Genomic DNA, 25,366 nt, shown 5'->3' with positions numbered 1-25,366 from the left:
CCAACACTGAACGAAAAAGCGCCGCGGCCGGTGTGAACCGGCCGCGGCGCTTTTTCGTGTGGGCTTCGGTGGCTAGGCGTCGTCGCGGACGATGCACAGCGCGTCGACCGCCACCAGACCGTCCTCGGTGACCAGCAGCGGATTCACGTCCAGCGATTCGATCCACCGGTGCCCGGCCGCGGCGAGATTGCCCAGCCCGACCAGTATCTCGGCCAGCTGATCGAGGTGCCACGGCTGCGATCCGCGGAATCCGTGCAGCAGCCGCAGATCGCGGAACTCCTCGATGAGGGCCTCGGCATCGGCCTTGGTCAACGGCGCCGGCCGCCCACCGATGCGCTGCAGAACCTCGACGAAGATGCCGCCCAGGCCCAGCATCACCATCGGACCCAGCTCGCTGCTGCCGTCGATCCCGATCAGCAGTTCGCCGCGTGAGGCGGTCATCGACTGGACCGCCACCACCGGTGACACCGCGTGGTCACCGGCGATGCCGCGCATCCGGGCGACCGCCTCGGGCAGGTCGGCGGCCGACACGTTCAACGCCACGGCGCCGAGTTCGGTGCGGTGGGCGACGTCGGCCAGTTTCACCGCGTACGGACCCGCGAAAGCCGGTGCGCTGACCGGATCCTCTCCGCTGATCACGGCGTAGGGCGCGGTGGGGATCCCGAAACGGTCCAGCAGCGACATGATTTCGGCGAACGGCAGGAACCGGCTGCCACCGGCATCGGTGATGTGGGTCGCCGGACGGGCGATCGGGGCGGGTGCCTCGACGACGTCACCGGCGGACTGCCGAGCCCGGACGAACGCCCCCAGGGTGTGCAGGCCCCGCAGTGTCCCCCGGATCCCGTAGCCGAGTGCGGCAACCCCGTCGTCGCCGACCACCTCGGTGGCGAACTCGCCGACCGCGCCGGACCCGGCAGCGATCGCCACCGGCTTGCGATAGCGCCGGGCTGCGGCGGCGACGTCGTCGATGAGGCGCCGGTACAGCGGGGAGTCGCTCCACATGTTGACGAACACCACCGCGTCGAGTTCGTCCGAACCGACATAGCGGTCCACGATGTCGGTCCAGAATGTCGCGCCGAAGCCGGTGGTGTCCAACGGATTCGGGACCGTGATGCCGGGGATGGTCGACGCGACCCACTCGGCCAGGCTGTCCAGCGGCGGCAGCGTCAGCCCCTCCGCGGTGGCGACGTCGAACGCCAGGGACGCGAAGCCGCCGGTGCCTGCGACGACGCCGATGCGCTGCACCGGGTTCCACAGCGCCGGGTCCAGTTGGCTGACCAGAGCGAGCCTGTCGACGAGTTCCTCGAGGTCGTAGGCGAGCTGGATGCCTGCGTGTTCGAAGGACACGTCATAGGCCCACGCGCTGCCGGCCAGCGCGCCGGTGTGCGAGGCCGCCATCTGCTGCGTGCGCGCGTTGCGGGCGAGCTTGACCGCGACGATCGGCTTACCCGCGGCGATACAGCGGCGGGCGGCGCGGAAGAACTCCGCCGGGCGCCGTATCCCCTCGACGACCAGACCGATCGCGGTGGTGTCCGGGTCGGTGGCGAGGAAATCGAGGTAGTCCGCGATGTCCGTGGTCGCCTCGTTGCCTGCCGAGATCAGCCGGGAGATCCCGACGCCGGTGCGTTGCCGCGCGGCGATGGCGATACCGCCGATCATCGCGCCACTGTGGGACACGATCGAGATACCACCCGCGTTCGGGTGGTAGTCGGCCGAGGCCGTCAGGTGCAGACTGCGGGGCACGCTGATGTAGCCCAGACTGTTGGGTCCCACGACGGCCATGCCGCCACGCTCGGCGGCCTCGACCAGCCTGCGCTGGAATTCGGCTCCTTCGGCGCCGAGCTCGGAGAACCCTGCCGCGTACACCACCAGGCCGCCGCAATCGAGGTCCGCACATTCCTCCGCCAGTGCCACGGTGCGCTCCGCCGACATCACCGACAGCACGGCATCGATGGGGCCGGAAATGTCGCCGAGGGTGCGGTGCGCGGGCACTCCCAGCACGGTCTCGGCCGTGGGATGGACGAAGTGGACCTCGGCCTCGCTGTTGAGCGTCGGGGCGATGAACCCGGCCACCGGGGACTTGTCGCTGAGCCCGACGACGGCCACTGTCGTGGGGTTCATCAGCCGCTCGAGCGGACTACGGGTGCGCTGCTCGCCCGATCCGGTGCGGGATGCTTCGCCGTGGGAGACGACGGTCATGGCTGCTGGCCCTCCGATTGCAATGAGTGAACTTCGATTATGGTCGTCTGAGCTTGAAATTGCCACAATATCCTGCAAAAGCTTCCGGAAGTTAGGTCTCGCTATTAACATCGCCGTCATCCCGGCGGTGTGATCCGTCGGGACGGCGAGCTCACTTCGGAGGATCAATGGCGAGAACCGAGGCGTTGGCGCGGGTCGAGGACATGTACGTGAATGGCTTCCCGGACCCTGCGACCGCGACAGTGGACGACCTGCGCACTGCCTACGACGAGCTGCTGCTGCAGTTCCCCCTTCCGGCAGGGGTCGAACCCGTCGAGGGCATGGCCGGCGGAATCCCGGTGCTGTCCGTCACCGCCGACGGCGCCACCCGCGACAAGGTGCTCGTGTGGTTCCACGGCGGGGGATACGTCCTCGGCAGCGCCAGGGGATTCCAGGAGCTGGGCCACACCCTGTCGCGCGCTTCCGGGGTGACGGTCGTGCTGCCGGATTACCGGCGCGCTCCGGAGAACAAGTTTCCCGCTGCCGTCGACGACGGTGTCGCGGCACTCACGGACCTGGTGTCCACCTACGGCGCGGACAGTGTCGTGGTCGGGGGAGACTCCGCGGGCGGCGGGCTGACGCTCGCTGCGCTGACGGTCCTGCGCGACCGCGGGGCACCTCTGCCCGCGGCGGCGGTGTTTGTCTCACCGCTGCTGGACTTCACCGCGAGCGGTGCGAGCGTCGACCTGTACGACGGCAGTGACATCGCCGTCTCCCGTGGCTCCATCGCGAACCTGGGGGAGGCATACCTGCAGGGTCACGATCCGCGGGACCCGCTCGCCTCGCCGGTGTTCGCCCAACTGGGCGGACTCCCGCCGTCGCTCTTCCTCGTCGGTTCCACCGAGGTGCTGCTCGACGACTCGCGCCGCGCGGCGGCCGCGATGAGTGCCGCCGGTGGTACCGCGGCGGTGTCCGAGTACGACGACATGGTGCACGTGTGGCCGTTGTTCTCCTCGATCCTGCCCGAGGGCCGTCAGGCGGCCGATGAAGCAGGGGCGTTCATCCGGAAGCACCTCGTCTTCTAGCCCACACCTCAGCGGTAACACCGCACTGCCTGCCGCCGCGTGCGTGCAGGCCGACCGACGCTGCCCGACTCAGGGCAGAAACACCCTGTGCCCGTGCGGAACTGTGGTGCCCATCAACCGAAGGAGAAAGTATGAACCCTGCATCCGGAACCAGACCGGGAGTGCGAAGACGTTCGCTGTACGTGTATCTGGGCGCCGTCCTCACGGCGTTCGCCCTGCTGGTGGGCACGGCGCTCCCGGCCGCCGCCGCGGAACTGATGCGGGTGACGTTCGTGCGTCACGGTCAGTCTCTCGGAAACGCCTCCGGCAGCATCGATTCGTCCACGCCGGGGCCGATACTCAGCGAGAACGGCTACCAACAGGCAGAAGCGGTCGCCGCCCGGCTCGGCGACAAGAACTATGACGCCGTGTACGCGTCGTCGATGGTCAGGACCCAGCTGACCGCGGCCCCGATGTCGCGCTACCTGGGCCTGCCCATCACCGTGCTGCCGGGCCTCCAGGAGATCGAGGCCGGCATCTACGAAGGGACACCGGAAAGCGAGGCTTCCAGCGGCTACATGCTGGCGCCGCTGGCATGGGCGCTTCAGGGCGACCTGGACGCGCGAATTCCCGGTTCCATCGACGGCCACGAATTCGACGCCAGGATGGGCGGGGCCTTGAAAGCCATGTACGACAACGGTGATCGCAATGCCGTTGTCTTCTCGCACGGTGCAGCGATGATGTTCTGGACGTTCATGAACGTCGACAACCTCACCGCAGCGCAGAAGATGGAGTTGCTGAGAGCCTCGCTGAGAAACACCGCGGACGTGGTGATCGAGGGAAATGCCGAGGACGGTTGGAAGCTGGTGAGCTGGGACGGCCGGCAGTTCAGCCCCGAGCGCACGTTCCGGGCCGAGGTGAAGCTGCAACGGCAGACGCTGAAGAAACAGCTGAGCGCGGTGGTCCAGTCGATTCGGGAGGCGTTCGCGACGCGGGACACCGTGACCATCCGCACGGCCCTCAACCAGGGCATCAGCAATGCGAAGATCTCCGTGATCAAGTACAAGCGGGCGGTGCGGGCCGAGTGGATCGCTCGGGTCACCAAGGCTGTCACGCGGTCGACGCCGGCAGGCGGTGCGTCGTCTCCGGCGGCGGTGACGGCATCCACGGAGACGCCGCAATCCGAGAGTCCCCGAGAACTCGCGGCGACACCTGAGGTCGGCGAAGACGAAGCCCCCGAGGTCGTTTCGTCGGCACGCACGGCCGCGGTGAGCACCGTCAAGGCGACTCGTGACGATGTCGAGGAGTCCGGCGACACCGAGCCGACCGGCGGTGTCGACTCGACCGACGAGTCCGAGGCCGAGGACAGCATCGAGGACCCGGCCTCCGAGGCGGACCTTGAGGCAGACTCGGGCACGGCGGAAGCCGAGGCCGCGCTGGCGCCGACACCGGCACGGGCACCGACACCGGCGATGACGACTCCGGCACCGACGATTCCGGCTCGGAGTCCGACGCGGACACCGACGCCGGAGCGGACGACGGCGGAGACGGCGGCGACAGCGAGAGCTGAGATCCGAAACCGAAAGACGAAGGCGCCCAATCACCTCGGTGATTGGGCGCCTTCTTCAATCTCTCGCCGAAATTGCATTCCATGCGCTTGTCAGGCGCAGAGCGCCGCATGGAATGCAATCTCGGCGCGCCGTGGCTGGGCTCAGGCCCCGGCCGCGGCGTAGATGGGCAGCAGGTCGGTCGCTGCGTCGGCCAAGAACTTCGGATCCACCAGCAGATGCTGGGTAGCCACCTGCATATCGCGCACGTACCGGCCCAGTGTGCTTGTCCGGCCGATGCTCTGGCTGCCGCTCCAGCGGTGGGCGAAGCCGACGATGGTGTCCATGGCCTCATGGCTCCAGGCCAGCTGCTGGCGCATCCGGGCCATCTGTTCCGGGGTGCGGGTATGGCCGGCGTCCACAGTGGCTTCGGCCGACTCGACGAGGTCGTAGAACGCGAGCCGGACGGCGTGCAGCAGCGCCTCCATCCGGGCGAACTCGATCTTGAAGATGTCGGCCTCGCCGATCGGGCCGCCGTAGTTAGGCCGGAACTTCTTGAGGGCCACCGCGGCAAGCAGTTCCAGCGCGCGGGTCGCGATACCGAGCACGACCGGGACGTGCGGCAGCGGGCCGACGAACTCGTTGGACAGCTTGTAGATCGTCTCCGACCGGTAGGGCGTGCCGCCGAAGGTGACGATGGTGTGCTCGTTGGGGACGAACTTCTTGTCCACCCGGTAGTCGTGGCTGCCGGTGGCGCCCAGGCCCCAGACATCCCAGTTCTGCTTGAGGTCGACCTCGGCCTTGGGGAACATGGCGACGCGGGGCTGCGGCTGCCCATCCTCGCCGAGGATCGCGTTACCGTCCTCGTCGGCGACGAACACGCCGGCGCCGATCCAGGTGGCGTGGTCCGATCCGCTGGCGAACGCGAAGTTGCCCTCGACGATCAGACCCCCCTCGACCTGCGTGGCCGGGTATCGGGGGAGCAGCTGTCCGGCGACGCGGAAGTCCTCGTCCCGGCTCATCAGGTCCTTGGCCACCTCGGGCTCGAGGTAGCCGAGCACCTCGGCGGTCGACCACGAGGTCGCCATGAACGCCCATGCGGTCGACGCGTCGGCCTTGGCCATCTCTTCGTAGACACGCAGACCCTCACTCGGGAGCAATCCGCCGCCGCCGAATTCGGTCGGGATCAGCATGCGGTGCAGGTTCTGCTCGGTGAGCGCATCGCGGACGGCGTCGCTCAGCGTCTGCGCACGCTCCATGGCCTCGGCTTCGGACCGGATCAACGGGGTGATGGCGCGCACGCGCTGCAGGTAGTCGTCCAGCCGCGAGTCGGTGTCGGCGTCACGGGTCAGCGTCTCTGTCATGTCATGCCTTTCTGCGGGTGTCGATCAGAGCGAACGCATGCCTCAAGATCAAGGCGATAACGCACCGCATGTGACTAAAGTAACGAAATTAATGCTAATGTCAAGTCGCTTGTATGCAGGCCAGACGCCTAAAGCGACGCCAATCAGACTGAAATGAGTACTAACCATGTACCTGACACAGGCTTTGCACCGCGCGGTGGTGCAGACCCCCGATTTGCCGGCCACGATCTTCGGTGAGCGCATCCGGACCTGGGCCCAGAGTGCGGACCGTGCCGCCCGATTGGCGGCGGCGTTCCACGGTCTGGGTGTGGCGACCGATGACCGCGTCGCACTGCTGGCGCAGAACAACGACGCCTACCACGACTTCCTCTTCGCGGTGCCCTGGGCGGACGCGGTCGCGGTGCCGGTGAACACTCGCTGGAGCGTCCACGAGATCGCGTTCTCACTCGAAGACGCCGGTGCCGTGGTGCTGGTGGTCGACGACGCCTTCCTCGACATGGTGGACGATTTGCGGGTGCTGGCCCCGACGGTGCGGTCCTACATCCACACCGGCGATCGGCCCCGCCCGGACGGTGTGCTCGGCTTCGAGGAGATCATCGCCGCGCATGATCCGGTGCCGGACGCCCGTCGGGGTGGGGACGCGCTGGCGGCGATCTACTACACCGGCGGCACGACGGGCACGCCCAAGGGGGTCATGCTCAGCCATGCCAATTTGATGGCGGCGGCGTTGGGGGCGCTGGCGACCGGGCAGTTCCTCGCACCGCGTGGCCGACTGTTGCACAGTGCGCCGATGTTCCACCTGGCCGACGGGTCGGGGTGGTTGGCCCGCAACGTCGTCGGCGGCAGCCACGTCATCCTGCCGGGCTTCACCCCGGAATCGGTCGCGGAGGCGATCGAGCAGCACCAGATCACCGATATGTTCCTGGCCCCCACGATGATTCAGATGTTCGTCGATTCGCCGGCAGCGGCACGCCATGATCTGTCCAGCCTCAAGCATCTGATCTATGGCGCTTCGCCGATCTCGCAGGCAGTGCTGGAGCGGGCGATGCGGCTGCTACCGCAGGCGAAGCTGCTCCAGGCCTACGGCATGACGGAGTTGGCCCCGACCACGACGGTGCTGACCGCCGAGGAACACCTGGATCCCGCGCTGCTGAGATCAGCGGGGCGGGCGGTGCCGATCGCCGAGGTGAAGATCGTCGACGAGGACGGCAACGAGGTGCCGCGCGGCACGGTCGGTGAGGTCGCAGCGCGTGGCCCGCACGTGATGCTCGGCTACTGGAACCGGCCCGAGGAGACCGCGCAGGCGCTGCGCGGCGGTTGGATGCACACGGGCGACGGCGGCTACCTGGACGACAACGGGTATCTGTTCATCGTCGACCGGATCAAGGACATGATCGTCACCGGCGGGGAGAACGTGTACTCCGCAGAGGTCGAGAACGCGCTGGCACAGCATCCGAGCGTGGCCACCTGCGCGGTGATCGGTGTGCCCGACGCCGACTGGGGTGAGCGGGTCCATGCCGTGGTCGTCCTGCACGACGGTGCGACGACGACCGCCGAGGAACTGCGGGAACACTGCGGGTCGCTGATCGCGCGGTACAAGGCCCCGCGAACCGTCGATTTCGTCGACGCGCTGCCGCTGACCGCGGCGGCGAAGGTGTCGAAAGTCGACCTGCGCAAGCGCTATTGGGACGGCGAGTCCCGCTCCGTCAACTGAGCATCGTGAGCAACGCAAAAGCCCCCGGCAGGTGCCGGGGGCTTTTGACGTTGTGCCGCTAGCTTTCCAGCGAGGCGGGCGGGGTGAAGCGGTCGCCGTAGCGGGCGGCCAGCTCCTTGGCCCGGGCCACGAACGCGGCCTTACCGACACCGTGGGGACCCTCGTAGCCGACGATGTACTGCGCGGAACCACCGGTCCAGGCCGGGTACCCGATGCCCAGGATCGACCCGACATTCGCGTCGGCACTGGTCTTCAGGACACCCTCGTCGAAGCACTTCTGCGTCTCCAGGGCTTCGGAGAACAGCAGGCGGTCGATGGCGTCCTGCAGCGGGATCGTGGTGCTGCCGGAGTTGAAGGTCTCCCGCAGGCCCGGCCACAACCCGGCCCGCTTGCCGTCGACGTACTCGTAGAAGCCCGCACCCTTCAGGCGCGACGGACGACCGATCTCGATCATCTTCTCGACCACGAGCTCACCCGGGTGCTCGACGTAGGTCGTGCCCTCGCTCGCGGCCGCGGCCTTGGAGGCGATCGAGATCTTCTGCAGTAGTTCCAGGTTGAGCTCGTCGAGCAGCTGCAGCGGAGGCGCGGGGTAGCCGGCCTGTCCGCCGGCCTGCTCGATGGTGGTGGGTTCGATGCCCTCGCCCAGCAGCGCCATGGCCTCGTTGACGAAGGTCCGGATCACCCGAGAGGTGAAGAACCCGCGGCTGTCGTTGACCACGATCGGGGTCTTCTTGATCGCCAGGGTGTAGTCGAACACCCGGGCCAGCGCCTCGTCAGAGGTCTTCTCGCCCTTGATGATCTCCACCAGCGGCATCTTGTCGACGGGGCTGAAGAAGTGGATGCCGATGAAGTCCTCCTGGCGCTTCACGCCGGCCGCCAGACCGGTGATCGGCAGCGTGGAGGTGTTCGAGCCGAGGATGGCGTTGGGTTCGACGATGTCCTCGATCTCGCCGAACACCTTGTGCTTGAGGGTTTCGTCCTCGAACACCGCCTCGATCACGAAATCGACACCGGCCAGATCGGCCGCATCCGCGGTCGGGGCGATCTTGGCGAGCAGCGCGTCGGACTTCTCCTGAGTGGTCTGCCCGCGGCTGACCGCCTTGGCCTCGATTTTCTCCGAGTAGGCCTTACCCTTCTGCGCGGCCTCGATCGTGACGTCCTTCAGTACGACGTCGTAGCCGGCCTTGGCCGACACGTAGGCGATACCGGCGCCCATCATGCCCGCGCCCAGTACGCCGATCTTGGTGATCGGGGTCGAGCCGATGCCCTCCGGGCGCGAGGCGCCGCCGCTGATGGACTGCTGATCGAGGAAGAACGCCTGGATCATGTTCTTCGCGGTCTGCCCGGTCACCAGCTGCACGAAGTAGCGGCTCTCGATGCGCGAGGCGGTGTCGAAATCGACCTGCGCACCCTCGACCGCGGCATCCAAGATGGCCCGCGGCGCGGGCACCGGGGCGCCCTTGAGCTGCTTCTTCAACGTCGCCGGGAAGGACGGCAGGATGGCTGCCAGGCCCGGCGAAGAGGGAGTGCCGCCGGGCATCTTGTAGCCCTTGGTATCCCACGGCTGGGTGTGCGCCTCCGAATTCGCCTTGATCCACGACTTGGCGGCGGGTACCAATTCCTCGACGCTGCCGACCAATTCGTCGACCAGACCGATGTCCTTGGCCTTGGCCGGGCTGAACCGGGCGCCGGTCGACAGGATCTCGGTGAAGGCCTTCTGCACACCGAACATGCGCACGGTGCGGGCCACGCCGCCACCGCCGGGCAGCAGCCCCAGGGTCACCTCGGGCAGGCCGATCACCACTCCGCGCACGTCGGCGGCGATGCGGTGGTGGGTGGCCAGCGCGATCTCCAGGCCGCCACCGAGGGCGGCACCGTTGATAGCCGCCACCACCGGCACGCCGAGGGTCTCCAGCCGGCGCAGATCACGCTTGGCGGACTCGGCCAGCTCGAACGCCGCCGCGGCATCCTCGGGTCCGAGCTTGATCAGGCCCTTGAGATCACCACCGGCGAAGAAGGTCTTCTTGGCGCTGGTGAGTACCACGCCGGTGACCGAATCCTTCTCTGCCTCCAGATGATTCACCACGTTGTGCATCGACTCGCGGTAATGGTCGTTCATCACGTTGGCCGAGCCGGTCGGGTCGTCCAACGTCAGGGTGACGATGCCGTCGGCATCTTTGTCCCACTGAATCGTATTCTCGGTCATTGCGGTTAAACCCTCTCGATGATGGTGGCCACGCCCATGCCGCCGCCGATGCACAGGGTGATCAGTGCACGCTTGGCGCCGCGGCGTTCGAGTTCGTCGACCATGGTTCCGGTGATCATGGCGCCGGTGGCGCCGAGTGGGTGGCCCATCGCGATGGCGCCACCGTTGACGTTGAGCTTCTCGTCCGGGATGCCCAGGTCCTTCTGGAACTTGAGCACCACCGAGGCGAAGGCCTCGTTCAGTTCGAACAGGTCGATGTCGTCGACGGTCAGCCCGGCCCGGTCGAGCACCTTGCGGGTGGCCGGGGTGGGCCCGGTCAGCATGATGGTGCCGTCCGCGCCGCTGGTGGCCGTCGCGACGATGCGTGCCCGCGGAGTCAGTCCCTGTGCCACGCCGGCCTTCTCGGATCCGATCAGCAGCAGGGCGGCGCCATCGACGATGCCCGAGCTGTTGCCACCGTGGTGGACGTGGTTGATCTTCTCGACCGTGTGGTACTTCTGCAGCGCGACTTCGTTGAAGCCACCCATGGCGCCGATGTCGATGAACGCGGGCTTGAGTTTGCCCAGGCTCTCCAGGGTGGTGTTAGGCCGCATGTGCTCATCGTGGTCGAGGATGACCAGGCCGTTCTGATCCTTGACCGGCACGATCGATTTGGCGAAGTAGCCACCCGACCAGGCCGCGGCCGCGCGCTGCTGGCTGCGCACCGCGTAGGCGTCGACGTCCTCGCGGGAGAAGCCCTCGATGGTGGCGATCAGGTCGGCGCCGATGCCTTGGGGCACAAAGGACACCGCATAGTTGGTCTCGGGGTCGTTGGCCCAGGCGCCGCCGTCAGAACCCATCGGGACCCGGCTCATCGACTCCACGCCGCCGGCGAGCACCAGGTCGTCCCAGCCCGAACGCACCTTCTGCGCGGCGGTGTTGACGGCTTCCAATCCGGATCCGCAGAACCGGTTCATCTGCACACCGCCGGTGGTGTCGGGCAACTTGGCGGCCAGCACGGCGGTACGGGCCAGCACGGCACCCTGATCGCCCAGCGGGGACACCACGCCCAGGATCAGATCGGAGATCATGGTCTCGTCCAGGTGCGGGAATCGGATTCGCATCTCATTGACCAGACCGACGACGAGACTGATCGGCTTGACCTCGTTGAGGGCGCCGCCGCGCTGCTTACCGCGCGGGGTACGGATCGCCTCGTAGATGAACGCTTCGTCAGACATGTGTGCTTCCTCGGGTGATGGTGTAGTCCGCCAGGTTCGGCTGGGACGTGCGGGCAAAGTAATCGGGAACCGCCCACGGTGAATTGGTGACGACGCGGCCCTTGCTGTTGCGGTAGTAGTTCTGTACGCCGTCCATGGCGTAGACCATGGCGTCGTTGGTGTCGTCGAGGTCGCGGTTGTAGTCCTCGAACGGTTCGGGCCGGCATTCGACGGCCGCGACGTCGTCGCGCACCATCTGGGTCAGCATCTCCACGACGTAGCGGACCTGAGCCTCGGCGATGGTCAACCAACTCCCGCCCGGGGGATTGGTGTTCGGACCGTAGAGGAAGAACAGGTTCGGGTATCCCGGCGCGGTGATGCCGAGGTATGCCCGGGCGTTGTCGTCGCTCCAGGACTCCCGGAGTTCGACGCCGTCGCGCCCGCGCAGTTCCATCGGATACAGGTAGCGCTGCTGCTGGAACCCGGTGCACAGGATCAGCATGTCGACCTCGTGCTCCTCGCCGGACGCGGTCACCAGGGTGCGTTCGGTCAGGTGATCGATGCCCTCGGCGACCAGGGTCACGTTGGGGCGGCGCAGGGTGGCGAACCAGCCGTTGTCCATCAGCAGGCGCTTGCCGAACGGGGGGTACGCCGGGGTGCACTTCTCGATGAGATCCTCGCGGCCCTCGAGTTGCTCGCTCAGGTACGCGATGAAGCTCCGCCGGTACGCGTCGTTGAGCGAGCTGACCAGCTTGCCCTTCTCCGCCGCCTTCGGGTCCACCCGCAGCGCGGGGTAGTTGCGCTCGGTGTAGATCCAGTAGAGCCGGAACCGTGACCACGCCCGGTAGTACGGCACGTGGCGGTACAGCCAGTGCCGGCTGGCCGGCTGCTTGCGGAAGTACTGTTCGTTGGGGGTGATCCAGTGCGGTTCGGGCTGGACGACCACCATGTGCTCGACGTCCTCGGCGATCTTGCACACCACCTGCATGGCGCTGGCGCCCGCACCGACCACGGCGACCTTCTTCCCGCGGTACTCGGCCTCCGGGGTCCAGCGCGCCGAATGCACCACCTCGCCAGCGAAGTCCGAAAGTCCCTGGAATTGCGGGATGTTGGGGGTGTTGTGCAGCCCGGCGGCGGTGATCAGTGCCTTGGCGCGGATGGTCTCGGTACCCCCGGCGTGGCTGGTCTGGACCACCCATTCCTGGGTGTCCGCATCCCACTGGGCCCCCTCGACGGTGACACCCGTCTCGATGTGGGTGGCGAGGCCGAAATGCGCGACGAGGTCGTCGATGTACTGCCGGATCTCGTCGGGTTGGGCGAAGTTCTGGCTCCATTCCCGGTGGAAGAACGAGTAGGAGTAGAGGTCGTTCGGGACGTCGACGCGGGCACCGGGGTAGTTGGCCTCGTACCAGGTACCGCCGACGTGGTCGTTGCGCTCCAGCACCCGGAACGGGATGCCGGCCTTTTTGAGGTGAACAGCCGCCGCCAGACCGGAGAAACCGGCGCCGACGACGATGGCCGAGAATCCGGTGTCCGCACAGCGATCCGTGACGTCGTCGGGGACGTACGGCGCGAACCCGAGCTGCTCGGCGGCCAGCGATACGTACTTCTCGCCGACCGGTTCGCCCATCACCGCGGACATCAGCTTGATCAGTTCCGCGCCGTTCGGCGCCGGGGAAGCGGCCGGGGTTCCGGTGCTCCAGTCCGTGATCGCGGTGAAGGCGGCCGCTCGAATCTCGTCGACACGCTCGGCGGGCAGCCCGCCGTCGTCATGGCTTTCGAACCCCATGGTGGGCGCGATCCGGTATGGCTCCTCCAACCAGCGGCCATCGCCGGTCAGTTGATAGAGCACGCCGATCAGGCAGGGCACATTGGCCTCTACCAGAGCGTCGCGGAGTTCGTCGGCATTGAGGGCGACGTTGGCGTCGAGGGTTTCACTCATGAGATCTCCTTACCAAGGGCAGCAACGGTTTTGACCGCGTCGAGACGTTCGTCGGGGTCGGTTGCCATGGGGGTGATGTTGACCAGGGTCACGCCTGCTTGCTGCAGTGCGGTGAGCCGTTGGCGGATGTGGTCGGCGTTCCCGATCAGCGCGGTGGCGTGCACCAGTTCGTCGGGCACCGCGGCGGTGGCTTCGGCGACACGGCCGGCCAGGAAGTGATCCTGGATGGTGGCGGCCTCTGTGGCGAATCCGTACGCGGACACCAATTCGTTGTAGAAATTCTTCTCGCGGGAGCCCATTCCACCTACGTACAGCGCCAGTTGGGGTTTGGCGGCCTGCACCCAGGGGGAGGGATCACCGTCGGTGACGGCCACCGGTGCCCGCGCGATGATCTCCAGGGGAGCCAGGTCGGCGGACCGTTTGGCGGCGCCGTTGCCCAGCGCCTCGCCCCAGACTTCGTGGAGCTTCTCGGGGTAGAAGAAGATCGGTTCCCACCCGTCGGCGATCTCGGCGGTCAGTTCCACCATCCGCGGTCCCAGCGATGCGATGGAGATCGGAATCTGGTTGCGCACAGGGCGATTGATGAGCTTGAGCGGTTTGCCCAGGCCTGTCCCGCGGCCCGGCGCCAGCGGAACCTGGTAGTACCGGCCCCGATGCTGCAGTGCCTCACGCCGCCACACGGACCGGCGGATCTCGATGGTCTCGCGGGTCTTACCGAGGACACCTTCGAAGGGCAGCCCGTGGAATCCCTCGACGACCTGGGGGCCGGAAGGCCCGAGGCCGAGGCGGGCCCGGCCGGCCGAGACGTAATCCAGTCCGGCCGCGGTCATCGCGATGAGTGACGGGGTGCGGGTGTCGAGTGGCAGGACGCCGGTCGCCAACTCGACGGAGTGCGTGCGCGCCGCAAGATAGGCGAGTTGTGTTGGCGCGTCGAGCGAGTACGCCTCGCCCAGGGTCACCGAGGACAGCCCGGCCTCCTCCCACGCGGCGATTTCGTCTCCGACGTCGGCCATCGGCCTCCCGAAGTCCAGGACGGTTCCGATACGCATTGGCGGCGCCTTTCCGGGGTCGAACACGACCGCTCCTCGGTAGCTGCGACCGCGGCCGTCGTGAGTGCAAACTTCAGAGAAGCTCGACTACTAGATAGCAATATACAGCCATATAGGCCGAAAATGTTAGTCGGCATTCTTATTGAATGCGATTGAGGGGGGAATGCGAAACGCCGGCGAAGCCCGTCCACGGGGCCCGCCGGCGTTCTGGCATGAATGAGGGTCAGATGTCGAGAACCAGCTTGCTCCCACGGCTGCGGGACACGCAGATCATCATGCAGTCGTTGCGTTCGCGTTCCTCGTGGGTGAGGACGTCATCGCGGTGTTCGGGAATGCCGTCGATGACCGGTGTTTCGCAGGTTCCACACATGCCGGACTGGCACGAGGACATCACGTCGACACCGTGCGCCTCGATCGCCTCGAGCACAGACTGGTCCGCGGGCACGGCCAACGTCACACCCTGCTGGGCCAATTCGACCTCGATGGGGGTATTGACCCATTCGCTCTCGACAGTGCTGGAGCTGAAGCGTTCCAGTCGCAGCGCCCCGGCGGGCCAGGCCGTGCAGCGGTCTTCGACCGCGGCGAGCAGACCCTGCGGACCGCAGCAATACACCAAGGTGTCCGCTTGCGGGGTGCCGAGGATGTGCTCCAGATCAAGCAGCCCCCGCTGATCCTGCGCCCAGAATTCGACCCGGTCACCGTAAGGGGCCAGTTCATCGAGGAAGGCCATGGATGCGGTGCTGCGGCCCCCGTAGAACAGCTTCCAGTTCGCGCCCGCCGCCTCTGCCTCGGTCAGCATCGCCCGGATCGGGGTGATGCCGATGCCGCCGGCGATGAACAGGTAGTTGGGCGACGGCGCCAGCTGGAAGTGGTTGCGAGGACCCCGAATGCGGATCTCGGCGCCCTGCTCGAGGATGTCGTGCACGTAAGTCGATCCCCCGCGGGAGCGTTCATCGGGCTCGCGGAGCACTGCGATGCGCCAGGTGTGCCGATCTGCGGGATCACCGCACAGCGAGTACTGGCGTACCAGGCCGGAGGACATGATGAGGTCGATGTGTGAACCGGGTGTCCACTCCGGGAGCGGGTGGCCCCCGACCTCTTTCAGCGTCAGGGCGGCGACGCCGTCGGCGATGACATCCTTGTCGACGACGATGACGTCGGCCTCGTACTCCCGCATGACCAGGCGCACGGTGCTTGCCTGTTCCCGGCAGTCAACGCTGGCCATGCGGTCTACCACGTGACGGGCAGCGACTTCAGCCCGAAGATCTTGGCTTCGGTCTTCACCTGGATCTCGTCGGAGGGGACCGCGACCTTGAGTGTCGGGATGCGGCTGAACAGCGTGCTGATCACGGACTGTAATTCCACGCGGGCGAGCGGGGCGCCGAGGCACACGTGGATGCCGTGCCCGAAGGCGACGTGGCCTTTGGCGTCCGTGCGCAGGATGTTCAGCGTGTCCGGATCCTCGAATTGTTTGGGGTCGCGGTTGGCCTTGTCCATGGCCACCATGACGATGTCGCCGGCCGGGATGGTCTGACCGGCGAGCTCAATGTCCTCGGTCAGGTAGCGCGGCAGATTTCCGATGATGTCGAGGAAGCGCAGCAGCTCTTCCACCGCAGCAGGCACCCGGGATGGGTCCTGGCGTAGCAGTTCGAGTTGATCGGGATGCTCCAGCAGGGCATACGTGCTCAGCGAGATCATGTTGCCGGTCGTCTCATGCCCGGCCATCAGCAGGAACGCGGCCATGCCGGCCACCTCGGGGATTGTCAGGTCGCCGCTGCGAACGTGGTTGAGCAGCAAGCTGATCAGATCGTCGCCGGGATCGTCCATCTTGGAGACGGTCAGTTCTCCGAGATACCCCATCACCGATGCGACCGTCTCGGCCGCCTCTTCCGGTGTGGTGTCGAGACGCAGGAACTTCACTGTCTCTTCCTGGAACCAATCGTGCCGGTCGTAGGGGATTCCCAACAATTCGCAGATCACCAAGGACGGCAACGGGAGCGCCAGGGCCTGGACCAGGTCGACCGGCCCGTCCTGCTCGAGCATCTGATCGATCAGCTTGTTCGTGATCCGCTCCACCGCGGGCCGCATGGCTTCCATGCGTCGTGGGGTGAACTCGCGGGAGAGCATCTTGCGCAGCCGGGTCTGGTCCGGCGGATCCATCGCGACGAAGAAGCCCGGCAGGGGCTCGCCGCCCTCGTCGCCCCGGGATGGGTCGGGGATGTTCCGGACACTGGAGCGGCGATCGCCGAGCACCGCTTTGACGTCGTTGTAGTCGGTGACCAGCCAGGCCGGGACGATGTTCTTGAACGAAACCTTGCGGATCGAGCCGCCATCGGCGTAGTCGTCCGCGGGCGCGAAGGGGCAGGTCCGCGTGAACGGAAATACCGGTGCCGACGAGGAGTCCGCCTCTGGAGCGCTGGACTGGACTTCCGACGTTTGCTCACTGGTCGTCACGCTGAGTCCTCCTTGGAAGTTCGCACCACACCGTCGAATCGGATGATCTCGGTCACAAGTGTGATTGGCGATAGCATCACATAGAGTTTTGTCGGCCGTCAAGGTCGGCCGGACGTATCGCGCAGCCGCCGCGATAAGGAGATTGCCGAGTTTTATAGATTGGCTGATAAACGGCATTATAGCTTCGATGTGGCGGTTGCTGATGATTGATCGGCTCGGCTGGGTGGGCACGGTCAGCTCAGTCCGCAGTTAATTGCAGTTCTGAGAAGCGCGTTGCTCCCGGCTCGGTGTCGGCCCGGGATCGAGCCCTGGGGGATCAACATCGGGCCAGGTCTCTCGGCGATCTCCGGCCCACGGCTGTCCGGGTCCGGTGTGCCCTCGGCATGGGCCATAGCCACTACTAACCGACGAAATCCGGGGGAGTGGGACTGCCGATTGCCGGCCTGCCCCGGCACGGCTACCGACGTGGGTCCAGACTGCGCAGAACTCAAATTCACAAGATGGGTGCGACCGCAAACCTCTCCGCGCGGCCTCAGCAGACTGGAGGGAGTGCCGCTGGCGAGCGATATTACGAGGTGAAGCCGCAAATATGGCAGGTCCTACGATTGCCCGACCTCGACACCCGGCGTGACGTCCGAGTCGCCCTGCTTGACGGTCAAAAATGGGGTGTGCGATGCTATCGCCGATCACAGATGTGATTGAAGCCACTTAGGCCGCGACGTGTGATCGGTCAGGATTGAAAGGCCCAGGTTGATCCAGAGAATGCAGAACTGTTCTTCACAACCAGGATCGTGCCGGCTGCCTCACGTGGTGACCGCCGTAGGGCCGGGTCAGAGCTGACGTGACCACCGCTGAGAAGACGGAAGCAACCTCGCGGTCACGCATCGACGCCGGACTGACCGCTGTCTCGTCGGCGCGTGCCGCCAAACCCGTTCGGGCGCTGGGCGATTTCTTCGCGATGGCACTGGACACGCTGGTGTGCATCCCGCGTAGACCGTTCGCGTGGCGCGAGTTTCTCGAACAATCCTGGTTCGTCGCACGGGTGTCGTTGGTGCCGACGCTCATGCTGGCGATCCCGTTCACCGTGCTGCTGATCTTCACGTTCAACATCCTGTTGCTGGAGTTCGGTGCCGCCGACTTCGCCGGAACCGGCGCGGCGTACGGGACCGTCACGCAGATCGGTCCCGTCGTCACCGTGCTGGTGGTGGCGGGAGCCGGTGCCACGGCGATGTGCGCCGATCTCGGCGCACGGACGATCCGCGACGAACTCGACGCGCTACGGGTGATGGGTGTGGACCCGATCCAGACTCTGGTGGTTCCCCGCGTGCTGGCCGCGACGTTCGTCGCGACCCTGCTGTCGTCGGTGGTGATCCTGGTGGGACTGGTCGGAGGATTCGTCTTCTCGGTGTTCGTCCAGCACGTGACGCCGGGCGCCTTCGTCAGCGGCCTCACCGTGATCACCGGCGTTGACGACGTCGTCATCTCGCTGATCAAGGCCGCGCTGTTCGGTCTGGCCGCGGGTCTGATCGCCTGCTACAAGGGCATCTCCGTCGGCGGAGGACCCGCGGGTGTCGGAAACGCGGTCAACGAGACCGTGGTGTTCACGTTCGTCGCACTGTTCGCGATCAACATCATCGCGTCAGCGGTCGGTATCAAGGCGACGCTGTGAACGCGGGCAGCCCGAGCAGACTTAATCCACGGCTTCAGCGGACCTTCGCCGGCTGGATGGACGGCCTGAGCCGGATCGGGACTCAGGCGCAGTTCTACTTCCAGACGCTCGGATCCACCAAAGACGTTCTCGTCCATTACAAGAAGGAGCTGCTGCGCCTGATAGCCCAGATGAGTCTGGGCGTGGGTGCGTTGGCAGTCGTCGGCGGCACGGTGGTGATCGTCGGCTTCCTCACGCTGTCGACCGGCGCGCTGGTCGCAGTGCAGGGATACAACCAGTTCGCCGAGGTCGGAGTCGAAGCCCTGACCGGATTCGCGTCCGCCTACTTCAACGTCCGGCTGATCGGCCCGGTGATCGCCGGAATCGGTCTGGCCGCCACCATCGGCGCGGGGGCCACGGCTCAGCTCGGCGCGATGCGGATCAACGAGGAGATCGACGCGCTGGAGGTGATGGGCGTGCGCTCCGTGGCCTACCTGGCGTCGAGCCGGGTCCTGGCGGGCGTGATCGTGGTGATTCCGCTGTACTGCGTCGCGGTGCTGTCGGCCTTCTGGGCGGCACGGTTCGGCACGATCGTGATCTACGGACAGTCCTCGGGCGTCTACGACCACTACTTCACCACCTTCCTCAACGGCACCGACATCATCTGGTCGTTCTTCCAAGCCGTGGTGATGGCGGTCGTCATCATGCTCGTGCACACCTACTACGGGTTCACCGCGTCCGGCGGCCCCGCCGGAGTCGGCGAGGCGGTCGGTCGTGCGGTGCGCACCTCGCTGATCGCAGCGGTGCTGGTCGTGCTATTCCTTTCGCTGGCCATCTACGGCCAGTCCGGCAACTTCCACCTGGCCGGGTAGAGCCGTGGCGCACAGTAGTCATCGAGGAAGGATCCACCCGTTGTGGTGGACGGCCGCGCTGTTCGCGACGGTCATCGGTCTGGTCCTTGTCTGCTCGGCGGCCTTCGCCGGCACCTTCCGCCGGTATGTGCCGGTGACCCTGACCTCGGACCGCTCGGGTCTGGTCATGGAGTCGGGCGCCAAGGTGAAGATGCGCGGCGTAGAGGTGGGCAGGGTAGCCGGCATCGCGGGCGGAAAACCCACCGTCGCTTTGAAACTGGAGATCGACCCGGACAAGGCCGGCTACATCCCGGCGAACGTCGAGGCGGAGATCGCCACCACCACTGCCTTCGGCGCCAAGTACGTCGACCTCATCTACCCGGATCAGCCCAGCACGCAACGGCTCATGGCCGGCGCGGTGCTGCAGTCACGCAACGTGCCCACCGAGGTGAACACGGTGTTCGACAATCTGGTCGGGCTGTTGAATCAGATCGACGTGTCGAAGCTCAGCGCGGTGCTGACCGCGGTCGCCGACGGGGTCCGCGGTCAGGGCGAGCGCATCGGGCGGGCCACGACGGACGCCAATGAGGTTCTGCTGGCGATCAATCCGAGGATGGATCGTGTCGGGGAGAACTGGACGTCGTTGCGCGACGTCAGCGACGCCTACAGTTCGGCGGCACAGGACATCCTGGCGACTCTCGACGCCGCGTCCGTCACCGGCGAGACCATCACCGAGCACGCACAGGATCTGGACGCACTCTTGCTGAGCTCCATCGGATTCTCGAACAGCGGAATCGATCTCATCGCCCCCAACCGGGACAATCTGATCAACGGCATCAATATCCTTGAGCCGACCACGACTCTGCTGCTGAAGTACGACCCGATCTACACCTGTCTGCTCCAGGGTGCGAAATTCGCGCTCGACAACGGCGCCTACGACAGCATCGGCGGCAACGGCCGGTCGGTGGTGCAGGACGTCGGCCTGCTTCTGGGCGACGACCCGTACCGGTATCCCCAGCACCTTCCCAAGGTCGCAGCCAAGGGCGGCCCCGGCGGCAAACCGGGCTGTGGTTCCCTGCCCGATGTCAGCAAGGACTTCCCGGTGCGATACCTGGTGACCGACACCGGCTTCGGGACCGGCCTGGACATCCGGCCCAACCCCGGCATCGGATTCCCGGGCTGGGCCAACTATTACCCGGTCACCAAGGCCGTACCGGAGCCGCCCAGGATCCGTCACCCCGGAGGTCCGGCACCCGGACCGGCGCCTGGCCCATCCCGGCGGCGCACCGTACGGCGCGGCGCTGTACGGACCGGACGGGACGCCCCTCTGGCCGGGTGTGCCGCCCGCCCCCGGGGCGCCATGAGCATCGAGGAACAGCAGTGAGATCCAGCCTGCGACGTGTAGTCGTCAATCTGACCGTGTTCGTCGCCCTGTGTGTCGTCGCGGTCTTCAGCCTGATGGCCGTCTTCGCCAACCTGCGCTTCTCGACCGAGCAGATCTACCGGGCCGAGTTCACCGATGTGAGCGGACTGGAGGTCAACGATTTCGTCCGGATCGCCGGTGTCGAGGTGGGCCAGGTGAAGAAGATCTCGGTGAACGCCTCCGGGGATTCCGGCGCGCACGCCGTGGTCGAGTTCTCCGCGGACCCCTCCGTCAACCTCACCGACGGGTCCAAAGCCCAGGTCCGCTGGGAGAACCCGATCGGCGATCGCTATATGGCACTGCTGCAGGGATCACAGGACGGGCAACGCAAACTCGAACCGACAGAGGTGATCCCCGTCGACCGCACTGAACCGGCGCTCGACCTCGACACGCTTCTCGGCGGGTTCAGGCCGCTGTTCCGCGCACTCGATCCCGACCAGGTGAACACTCTGTCGACGGCCCTGATCCAGGCCTTCCAGGGGGAGGGCGTCACCATCCGGTCCTTCCTGAACCAGGCCGCGCTGGTCACCAACACCCTGGCCGATCGGGACGCCCTGATCGGCGAGGTGATCGGGAATCTCAACGCGGTACTGGGATCCTTCGGTGGGCAGACCGAGCAGTTCGCCAAATCGGTCGACGCACTGTCGGAACTGGTTGCGGGCCTGGAGGAGCGGAAGGCCGACGTCGCCAACGCGGTCGCCTACACCAACGAGGCGTCGGCCACCGTCGCCGATCTGCTGATGCAGGCACGGGAGCCCTTCAAGGAGGCCGTCGCGCAATCCGACCGGACGACCTCCCTGGTGCTCGCAGATCACGAGTACTTCGACGGACTGCTCGACATGCTCCCCGACGCCTACAAGAAGCTCTCCCGGCTGGGCAGCCGCGGTGACTTCATCCCCGAGTATCTGTGCTCGATGTCGCTGAAGCTCAACGGAAAAGGTGGACAACCGGTCTACGTGAAACTTGCCGAGCAGACGACAGGGCGGTGCGCGCCGAGATGAAACCCTTCGCCGAACGCAACCCGTTCCTGATCGGTATGGCCGGCATCGCCGTCACGGCAGGCACGGCGCTACTGGCCCTGCAGTACGACAAGCTGCCGTTCAGTTCCTCGACCGACGATTACTCGGCCTACTTCGCCGAGGCAGGCGGCCTGCGCACCGGAGCCCCGGTCCAGGTGGCCGGCTTCCGGGTCGGGCAGGTGTCGTCGGTGGAGCTGGACGGCAACCAGGTCCGCGTCGATTTCGATGTCGACGACGAGGTCCACCTCGGTGAGCTGACCGAAGCCCACATCAGGACCAAGAGCCTGCTCGGCTCGAAGGTCCTGGAGGTGACCCCGCGTGGTTCCGGCGCTCTGGACGCGCCGATCCCTCTGGCGCGGACCAGATCTCCCTATCAGCTGCCTGACGCGCTCGGGGATCTGTCGGCCACCATCAGCGGGTTGGACACCGACTCGGTGTCCGGTGCGCTGGCCACGCTGGCCGAGACGTTTCAGGACACGCCGCCGGATCTGCGGGCGGCCGTCGAAGGGGTGGGACGTTTCTCCCAGACCCTGGGTGAGCGTGACGACCAACTGCGCACGCTGCTGAGCAACGCGAGCAGAGCCACGGGGGTGTTGTCCGAGCGTGCGGACGAGATCGCCGGACTCGTCGCCAACAGCAACGCGCTGCTGGCCGAACTTCGCGGGCAGAGCGCCGCGCTGGAGCAGATCTCACGAAACCTGTCGGTCTTTGCGCAGCAACTGTCGGCCTTCATCGACGAGAACCGCGAACAGATGCGACCGGCGCTGGACAAGCTCAACGGGGTGCTGACGATCGTCGACAACCGCAAGGAACGCGTCATGCTGGCGATCAAGTACCTCAACCAGTACACGATGGGCCTCGGGGAGACGGTCGGATCGGGGCCGTTCTTCAAGGCGTACCTGGCCAATCTCCCGGGTCAGCTGGTGCAACCCTTCATCGATGCGGCATTCTCCGATCTCGGCCTTGATCCCAATGTGCTTCCGCCTTCACAACTCTCGGATCCGCAGACCGGACAGCCCGGCACGCCGGCGCTGCCCGTCCCGTTCCCCCGCACCGGCCAGGGCGGAGCGCCTCACCTGACGGTCCCCGACGCGATCACCGGGAACCCCGGAGATCCCCGGTATCCGTACCGGGAACCCGATCCGGCGCCTGCGCCCGGCGGCCCGGCCCCCGGACCGCCCGCGCTCTGGCCGAGCGGACAGCAGCCGTCGGCGGTGCCCACGCCGGCGCCTGTGCTGGTGCCCGCGCCGAACGAGGCTCCGCCTGTGGTCTCGGCAGGAGGACAGTGATGCGCAAGCGAACGCTGCGGACCGTGTTGATGGCTGCGCTCGCGGTGGTGGTGGTCGTCGCAGGTGTGGTGGTGGTGCGTGCCGCGGACCACGCGGGGCGCACTCATGTCACCGCCTACTTCGACAACAGCAACGGGCTGTTCACCGGTGACGAGGTGCGCATCCTCGGCGTGCCGGTGGGGGCGATCGAGACCATCGAGCCGGAACCGGAGCGGGTCAAGGTGACGTTTTGGGTCGACGCCAAGTACAAGGTCCCGGCCGACGTGAAAGCCGTGATCGTGTCCCCCCAACTGGTTACGGCGCGCGCCGTTCAGCTGACCCCGGCCTACGAGACCGGCCCGGTGATGGCCGAGAACGCAGTCATCCCACTGGACCGCACGGCAGTTCCGTTGGAATGGGACGACCTTCGGGCGCAGCTCGAAAAGCTGACCGACGCGCTGGAGCCGAGCCAGCCGGGTGGTGTGAGCACCCTCGGTGAGTTCGTCAACACCGCGGCGGACAACCTGCGTGGGCAGGGGGCCACCATCCGTGAAACGGTCACGACGATGGCGCGCGCTCTGTCGGCACTGGGAGACCACAGCGAGGACACGTTCGCGACACTGAAGAACCTGGCGGTCGTGGTGAACGCTCTGGAGGACAGCTCGGACCTGCTGGCCCAGCTCAACCGCAACATGGCTGCCGTCACCGGACTGCTCGCCGATGATCCGGGCGCGGTCGGCGATGCCGTCGACGACCTCAACGCGGTGGTGGCCGAGGCGACCCAGTTCGTCAGGGACAACCGGGACGCAGCCGGACTGGCCACTGACAAGCTGGCCGCCATCTCGTCCGCGGTCCACGGTGGCCTGGACGACATCGAGCAGGCGCTGCACGCATTTCCGAATGCCGCGCAGAACTTCGCGAACGTCTACCAGCCGTCCCAGGCGGCCCTGACCGGCATGCTGGCGGTCAACAACCTCGCCGATCCGGTGCAATTCCTGTGCGGCGCGGTCGAGGCCGCCTCACGGGTGAACGCCGTGTACTCGTCGAAGTTGTGCGCGCAGTACCTCGCCCCGATCGTGAAGAACCGGCAGATGAACTTCCCGCCGCTGGGCGAGAACCTGTTCGTCGGTCAGCAGGCCCGACCCAACGAGTTGACCTACAGCGAGGACCGTTTGCGGCCGGATTACGTCCCACCGCAGCCGGCGCCGTCGCCCGCGCCCTCACCGGCATCGGTCTCCGCCGCGGACCCCGCGGCCGGACTGCCTGGACTGCTGCTGCCCGGAACGGGGGAATGACGGTGTCTGCTAACCGAGATGCGCGCCGCATGAGACGAATCGCGGTCATCGCAGTCACCGCGGCGACAGTGCTGACCGGCTGTGAATGGCGTGGGTTGAATTCGCTGCCGATGCCCGGTACCGAAGGCGGCGGCCCCGATTCGTACGTGGTGCAGGCCCAACTGCCCGATATCGGAACCATCGAACCCAACTCGCGGGTGCGCGTCGGTGACGTCAACGTCGGCACGATCACCAGGATCGAACGACAGGACTGGCATGCTCTGGTCACCATGCGGCTCAACGGCGACGTGGAGCTGCCGGCGAACACGACGGCCACGGTCGGCCAGACCAGCCTGCTGGGCTCGTTGCACGTCGAGCTTGCGCCACCGGCCGACGCCGCCCCCCACGGCAGGCTGGCGGACGGTTCTCTGATACCGCTGGACGCCGGGGCGACCTATCCCAGCACCGACCAGACGCTGGCGGCATTGTCGCTGCTCCTCAACGGTGGTGGGGTCGGCCAGGTGCAGGACATCACCGCGGCGCTGGCCACGGCGTTCACGGGCCGGGAGAGCGAACTGCGCAGCTTGATCGAACAGACGGACCTGTTCGTGGGAAGGCTGAACACCCAGACCGAGGACATCATCGCCGCGACGGACAGCTTCAACAGCCTGGTCGGGCAGCTCGCCGAACAGAAACCGGTGTTGGACAACGCATTGCGAACGATCCCGGACGCGCTGCAGGTTCTCAGCGACAACCGTGAGGAACTGACCGACGCGGTCGACGGGTTCGGCAAGTTCAGCGCACTGACCGCGGATGCGGTCAACCAGACCAAACAGAACCTGGTGGCCGAGATCAAGGCCATCGGCCCGGTGCTCGGTTCCCTCGCCGACGCCGGACCGGACATGACGCGTTCGCTGAGCCTGCTGGCCACCTTCCCGTGGCCGATCGAGAGCATCGACACGATCGTGCGCGGGGACTATCTCAACACCGACGTGATCTTCGACCTGACGCTGAGCCGGTTAGGGGACGGTCTGCTCAACGGCACACGATTCGAAGGGGATCTCACCGAGTTGGAGATGCAGTGGGGACGCACGATCGGTCAGCTGCCGAGTCCGTACACCGCTGGGAACCCGCTCGTCGCGCCCTACCAGTTCAACCAGGGGCCGTGA

Annotated in this window: 17 protein-coding genes and 1 pseudogene; 10 read left to right on the top strand and 8 right to left on the bottom strand. The window is 66.5% G+C overall.

What is annotated here, in order from left to right; translation table 11 throughout:
* Window positions 1-72: 72 nt before the first annotated feature.
* A complete protein-coding gene (locus tag C6A87_RS23985) occupies window positions 73-2,199 on the bottom strand; it encodes an acetate--CoA ligase family protein (protein ID WP_311114522.1) in 2,127 nt (708 codons plus the stop codon).
* Between the two features lie 167 nt (window positions 2,200-2,366).
* Between C6A87_RS23985 and C6A87_RS23980 the strand changes: the two genes are divergently transcribed.
* Window positions 2,367-3,263 (top strand): alpha/beta hydrolase, encoded by an 897-nt coding sequence (locus tag C6A87_RS23980; protein ID WP_311114521.1) that lies wholly within the window; start codon window positions 2,367-2,369, stop codon window positions 3,261-3,263.
* 161 nt (window positions 3,264-3,424) lie between these two features.
* A complete protein-coding gene (locus C6A87_RS23975; protein WP_311114520.1) occupies window positions 3,425-4,975 on the top strand; it encodes a histidine phosphatase family protein in 1,551 nt (516 codons plus the stop codon).
* Here C6A87_RS23975 and C6A87_RS23970 read toward each other — a convergent pair.
* Entirely contained in the window at window positions 4,954-6,153 is a 1,200-nt protein-coding gene (locus tag C6A87_RS23970; protein ID WP_311114519.1) for an acyl-CoA dehydrogenase family protein, read from the bottom strand. The two genes, C6A87_RS23975 and C6A87_RS23970, sit on opposite strands and share 22 nt — an antisense overlap.
* 166 nt (window positions 6,154-6,319) lie before the next feature.
* On the opposite strand from C6A87_RS23970, the gene C6A87_RS23965 reads away from it, so the two are divergent.
* A complete protein-coding gene (locus C6A87_RS23965) occupies window positions 6,320-7,867 on the top strand; it encodes a long-chain-fatty-acid--CoA ligase (RefSeq protein ID WP_311114518.1) in 1,548 nt (515 codons plus the stop codon).
* Between the two features lie 58 nt (window positions 7,868-7,925).
* On the opposite strand, the gene C6A87_RS23960 is transcribed toward C6A87_RS23965, so the two are convergent.
* The 6 genes from C6A87_RS23960 to C6A87_RS23935 all read right to left on the bottom strand — a co-directional run bounded on the left by C6A87_RS23960 (window position 7,926) and on the right by C6A87_RS23935 (window position 16,945).
* Window positions 7,926-10,073: a 3-hydroxyacyl-CoA dehydrogenase NAD-binding domain-containing protein gene (locus tag C6A87_RS23960; protein ID WP_311114517.1), complete on the bottom strand. Its 2,148-nt coding sequence runs from the start codon at window positions 10,071-10,073 to the stop codon at window positions 7,926-7,928.
* 5 nt (window positions 10,074-10,078) lie between these two features.
* The gene (locus C6A87_RS23955) at window positions 10,079-11,290 is read right to left on the bottom strand and encodes an acetyl-CoA C-acetyltransferase (protein ID WP_311114516.1); all 1,212 of its coding nucleotides are present in this window, start codon (window positions 11,288-11,290) and stop codon (window positions 10,079-10,081) included.
* On the bottom strand, window positions 11,283-13,211 hold the full coding sequence (locus tag C6A87_RS23950) for an NAD(P)/FAD-dependent oxidoreductase (protein WP_311114515.1): 1,929 nt from the start codon (window positions 13,209-13,211) through the stop codon (window positions 11,283-11,285). The genes C6A87_RS23955 and C6A87_RS23950 overlap by 8 nt, the downstream gene beginning before the upstream one ends.
* Window positions 13,208-14,260, bottom strand: coding sequence for an LLM class F420-dependent oxidoreductase (locus tag C6A87_RS23945; RefSeq protein WP_311114514.1), 1,053 nt, complete (start codon window positions 14,258-14,260; stop codon window positions 13,208-13,210). Before C6A87_RS23945 ends, C6A87_RS23950 begins: the two co-directional genes overlap by 4 nt.
* 223 nt (window positions 14,261-14,483) lie before the next feature.
* Window positions 14,484-15,485, bottom strand: coding sequence for a PDR/VanB family oxidoreductase (locus tag C6A87_RS23940; RefSeq protein WP_311114513.1), 1,002 nt, complete (start codon window positions 15,483-15,485; stop codon window positions 14,484-14,486).
* 5 nt (window positions 15,486-15,490) lie between these two features.
* The gene (locus C6A87_RS23935; RefSeq protein ID WP_311114512.1) at window positions 15,491-16,945 is read right to left on the bottom strand and encodes a cytochrome P450; all 1,455 of its coding nucleotides are present in this window, start codon (window positions 16,943-16,945) and stop codon (window positions 15,491-15,493) included.
* Between the two features lie 727 nt (window positions 16,946-17,672).
* On the opposite strand from C6A87_RS23935, the gene C6A87_RS23930 reads away from it, so the two are divergent.
* From C6A87_RS23930 to C6A87_RS23900, 7 genes and pseudogenes are all read left to right on the top strand, one after another.
* Window positions 17,673-18,383 (top strand): ABC transporter permease, encoded by a 711-nt coding sequence (locus C6A87_RS23930; protein ID WP_003930405.1) that lies wholly within the window; start codon window positions 17,673-17,675, stop codon window positions 18,381-18,383.
* A 56-nt stretch (window positions 18,384-18,439) separates the two neighbouring features.
* Window positions 18,440-19,234, top strand: a complete 795-nt coding sequence (locus C6A87_RS23925) for an ABC transporter permease (protein WP_396836937.1) — start codon at window positions 18,440-18,442, stop codon at window positions 19,232-19,234.
* A gap of 4 nt (window positions 19,235-19,238) precedes the next feature.
* Window positions 19,239-20,577 (top strand): annotated as a pseudogene (locus C6A87_RS23920) (MCE family protein).
* Between the two features lie 16 nt (window positions 20,578-20,593).
* Window positions 20,594-21,637: an MCE family protein gene (locus C6A87_RS23915; RefSeq protein ID WP_311114510.1), complete on the top strand. Its 1,044-nt coding sequence runs from the start codon at window positions 20,594-20,596 to the stop codon at window positions 21,635-21,637.
* Window positions 21,634-22,944 (top strand): MCE family protein, encoded by a 1,311-nt coding sequence (locus tag C6A87_RS23910; RefSeq protein ID WP_311118064.1) that lies wholly within the window; start codon window positions 21,634-21,636, stop codon window positions 22,942-22,944. The genes C6A87_RS23915 and C6A87_RS23910 overlap by 4 nt, the downstream gene beginning before the upstream one ends.
* Complete coding sequence (locus C6A87_RS23905; protein ID WP_311114509.1) at window positions 22,944-24,218, top strand: MCE family protein; 1,275 nt, start codon at window positions 22,944-22,946, stop codon at window positions 24,216-24,218. The genes C6A87_RS23910 and C6A87_RS23905 overlap by 1 nt, the downstream gene beginning before the upstream one ends.
* Window positions 24,219-24,247: 29 nt before the next feature.
* On the top strand, window positions 24,248-25,366 hold the full coding sequence (locus C6A87_RS23900; RefSeq protein ID WP_311114508.1) for an MCE family protein: 1,119 nt from the start codon (window positions 24,248-24,250) through the stop codon (window positions 25,364-25,366).

This window comes from Mycobacterium sp. ITM-2016-00317 (assembly GCF_002968295.1).
Classification (GTDB): domain Bacteria; phylum Actinomycetota; class Actinomycetes; order Mycobacteriales; family Mycobacteriaceae; genus Mycobacterium.
The sequence above is the reverse complement of the archived record's forward strand: the minus strand, read 5'-3'. Positions and strand labels throughout refer to the sequence as shown.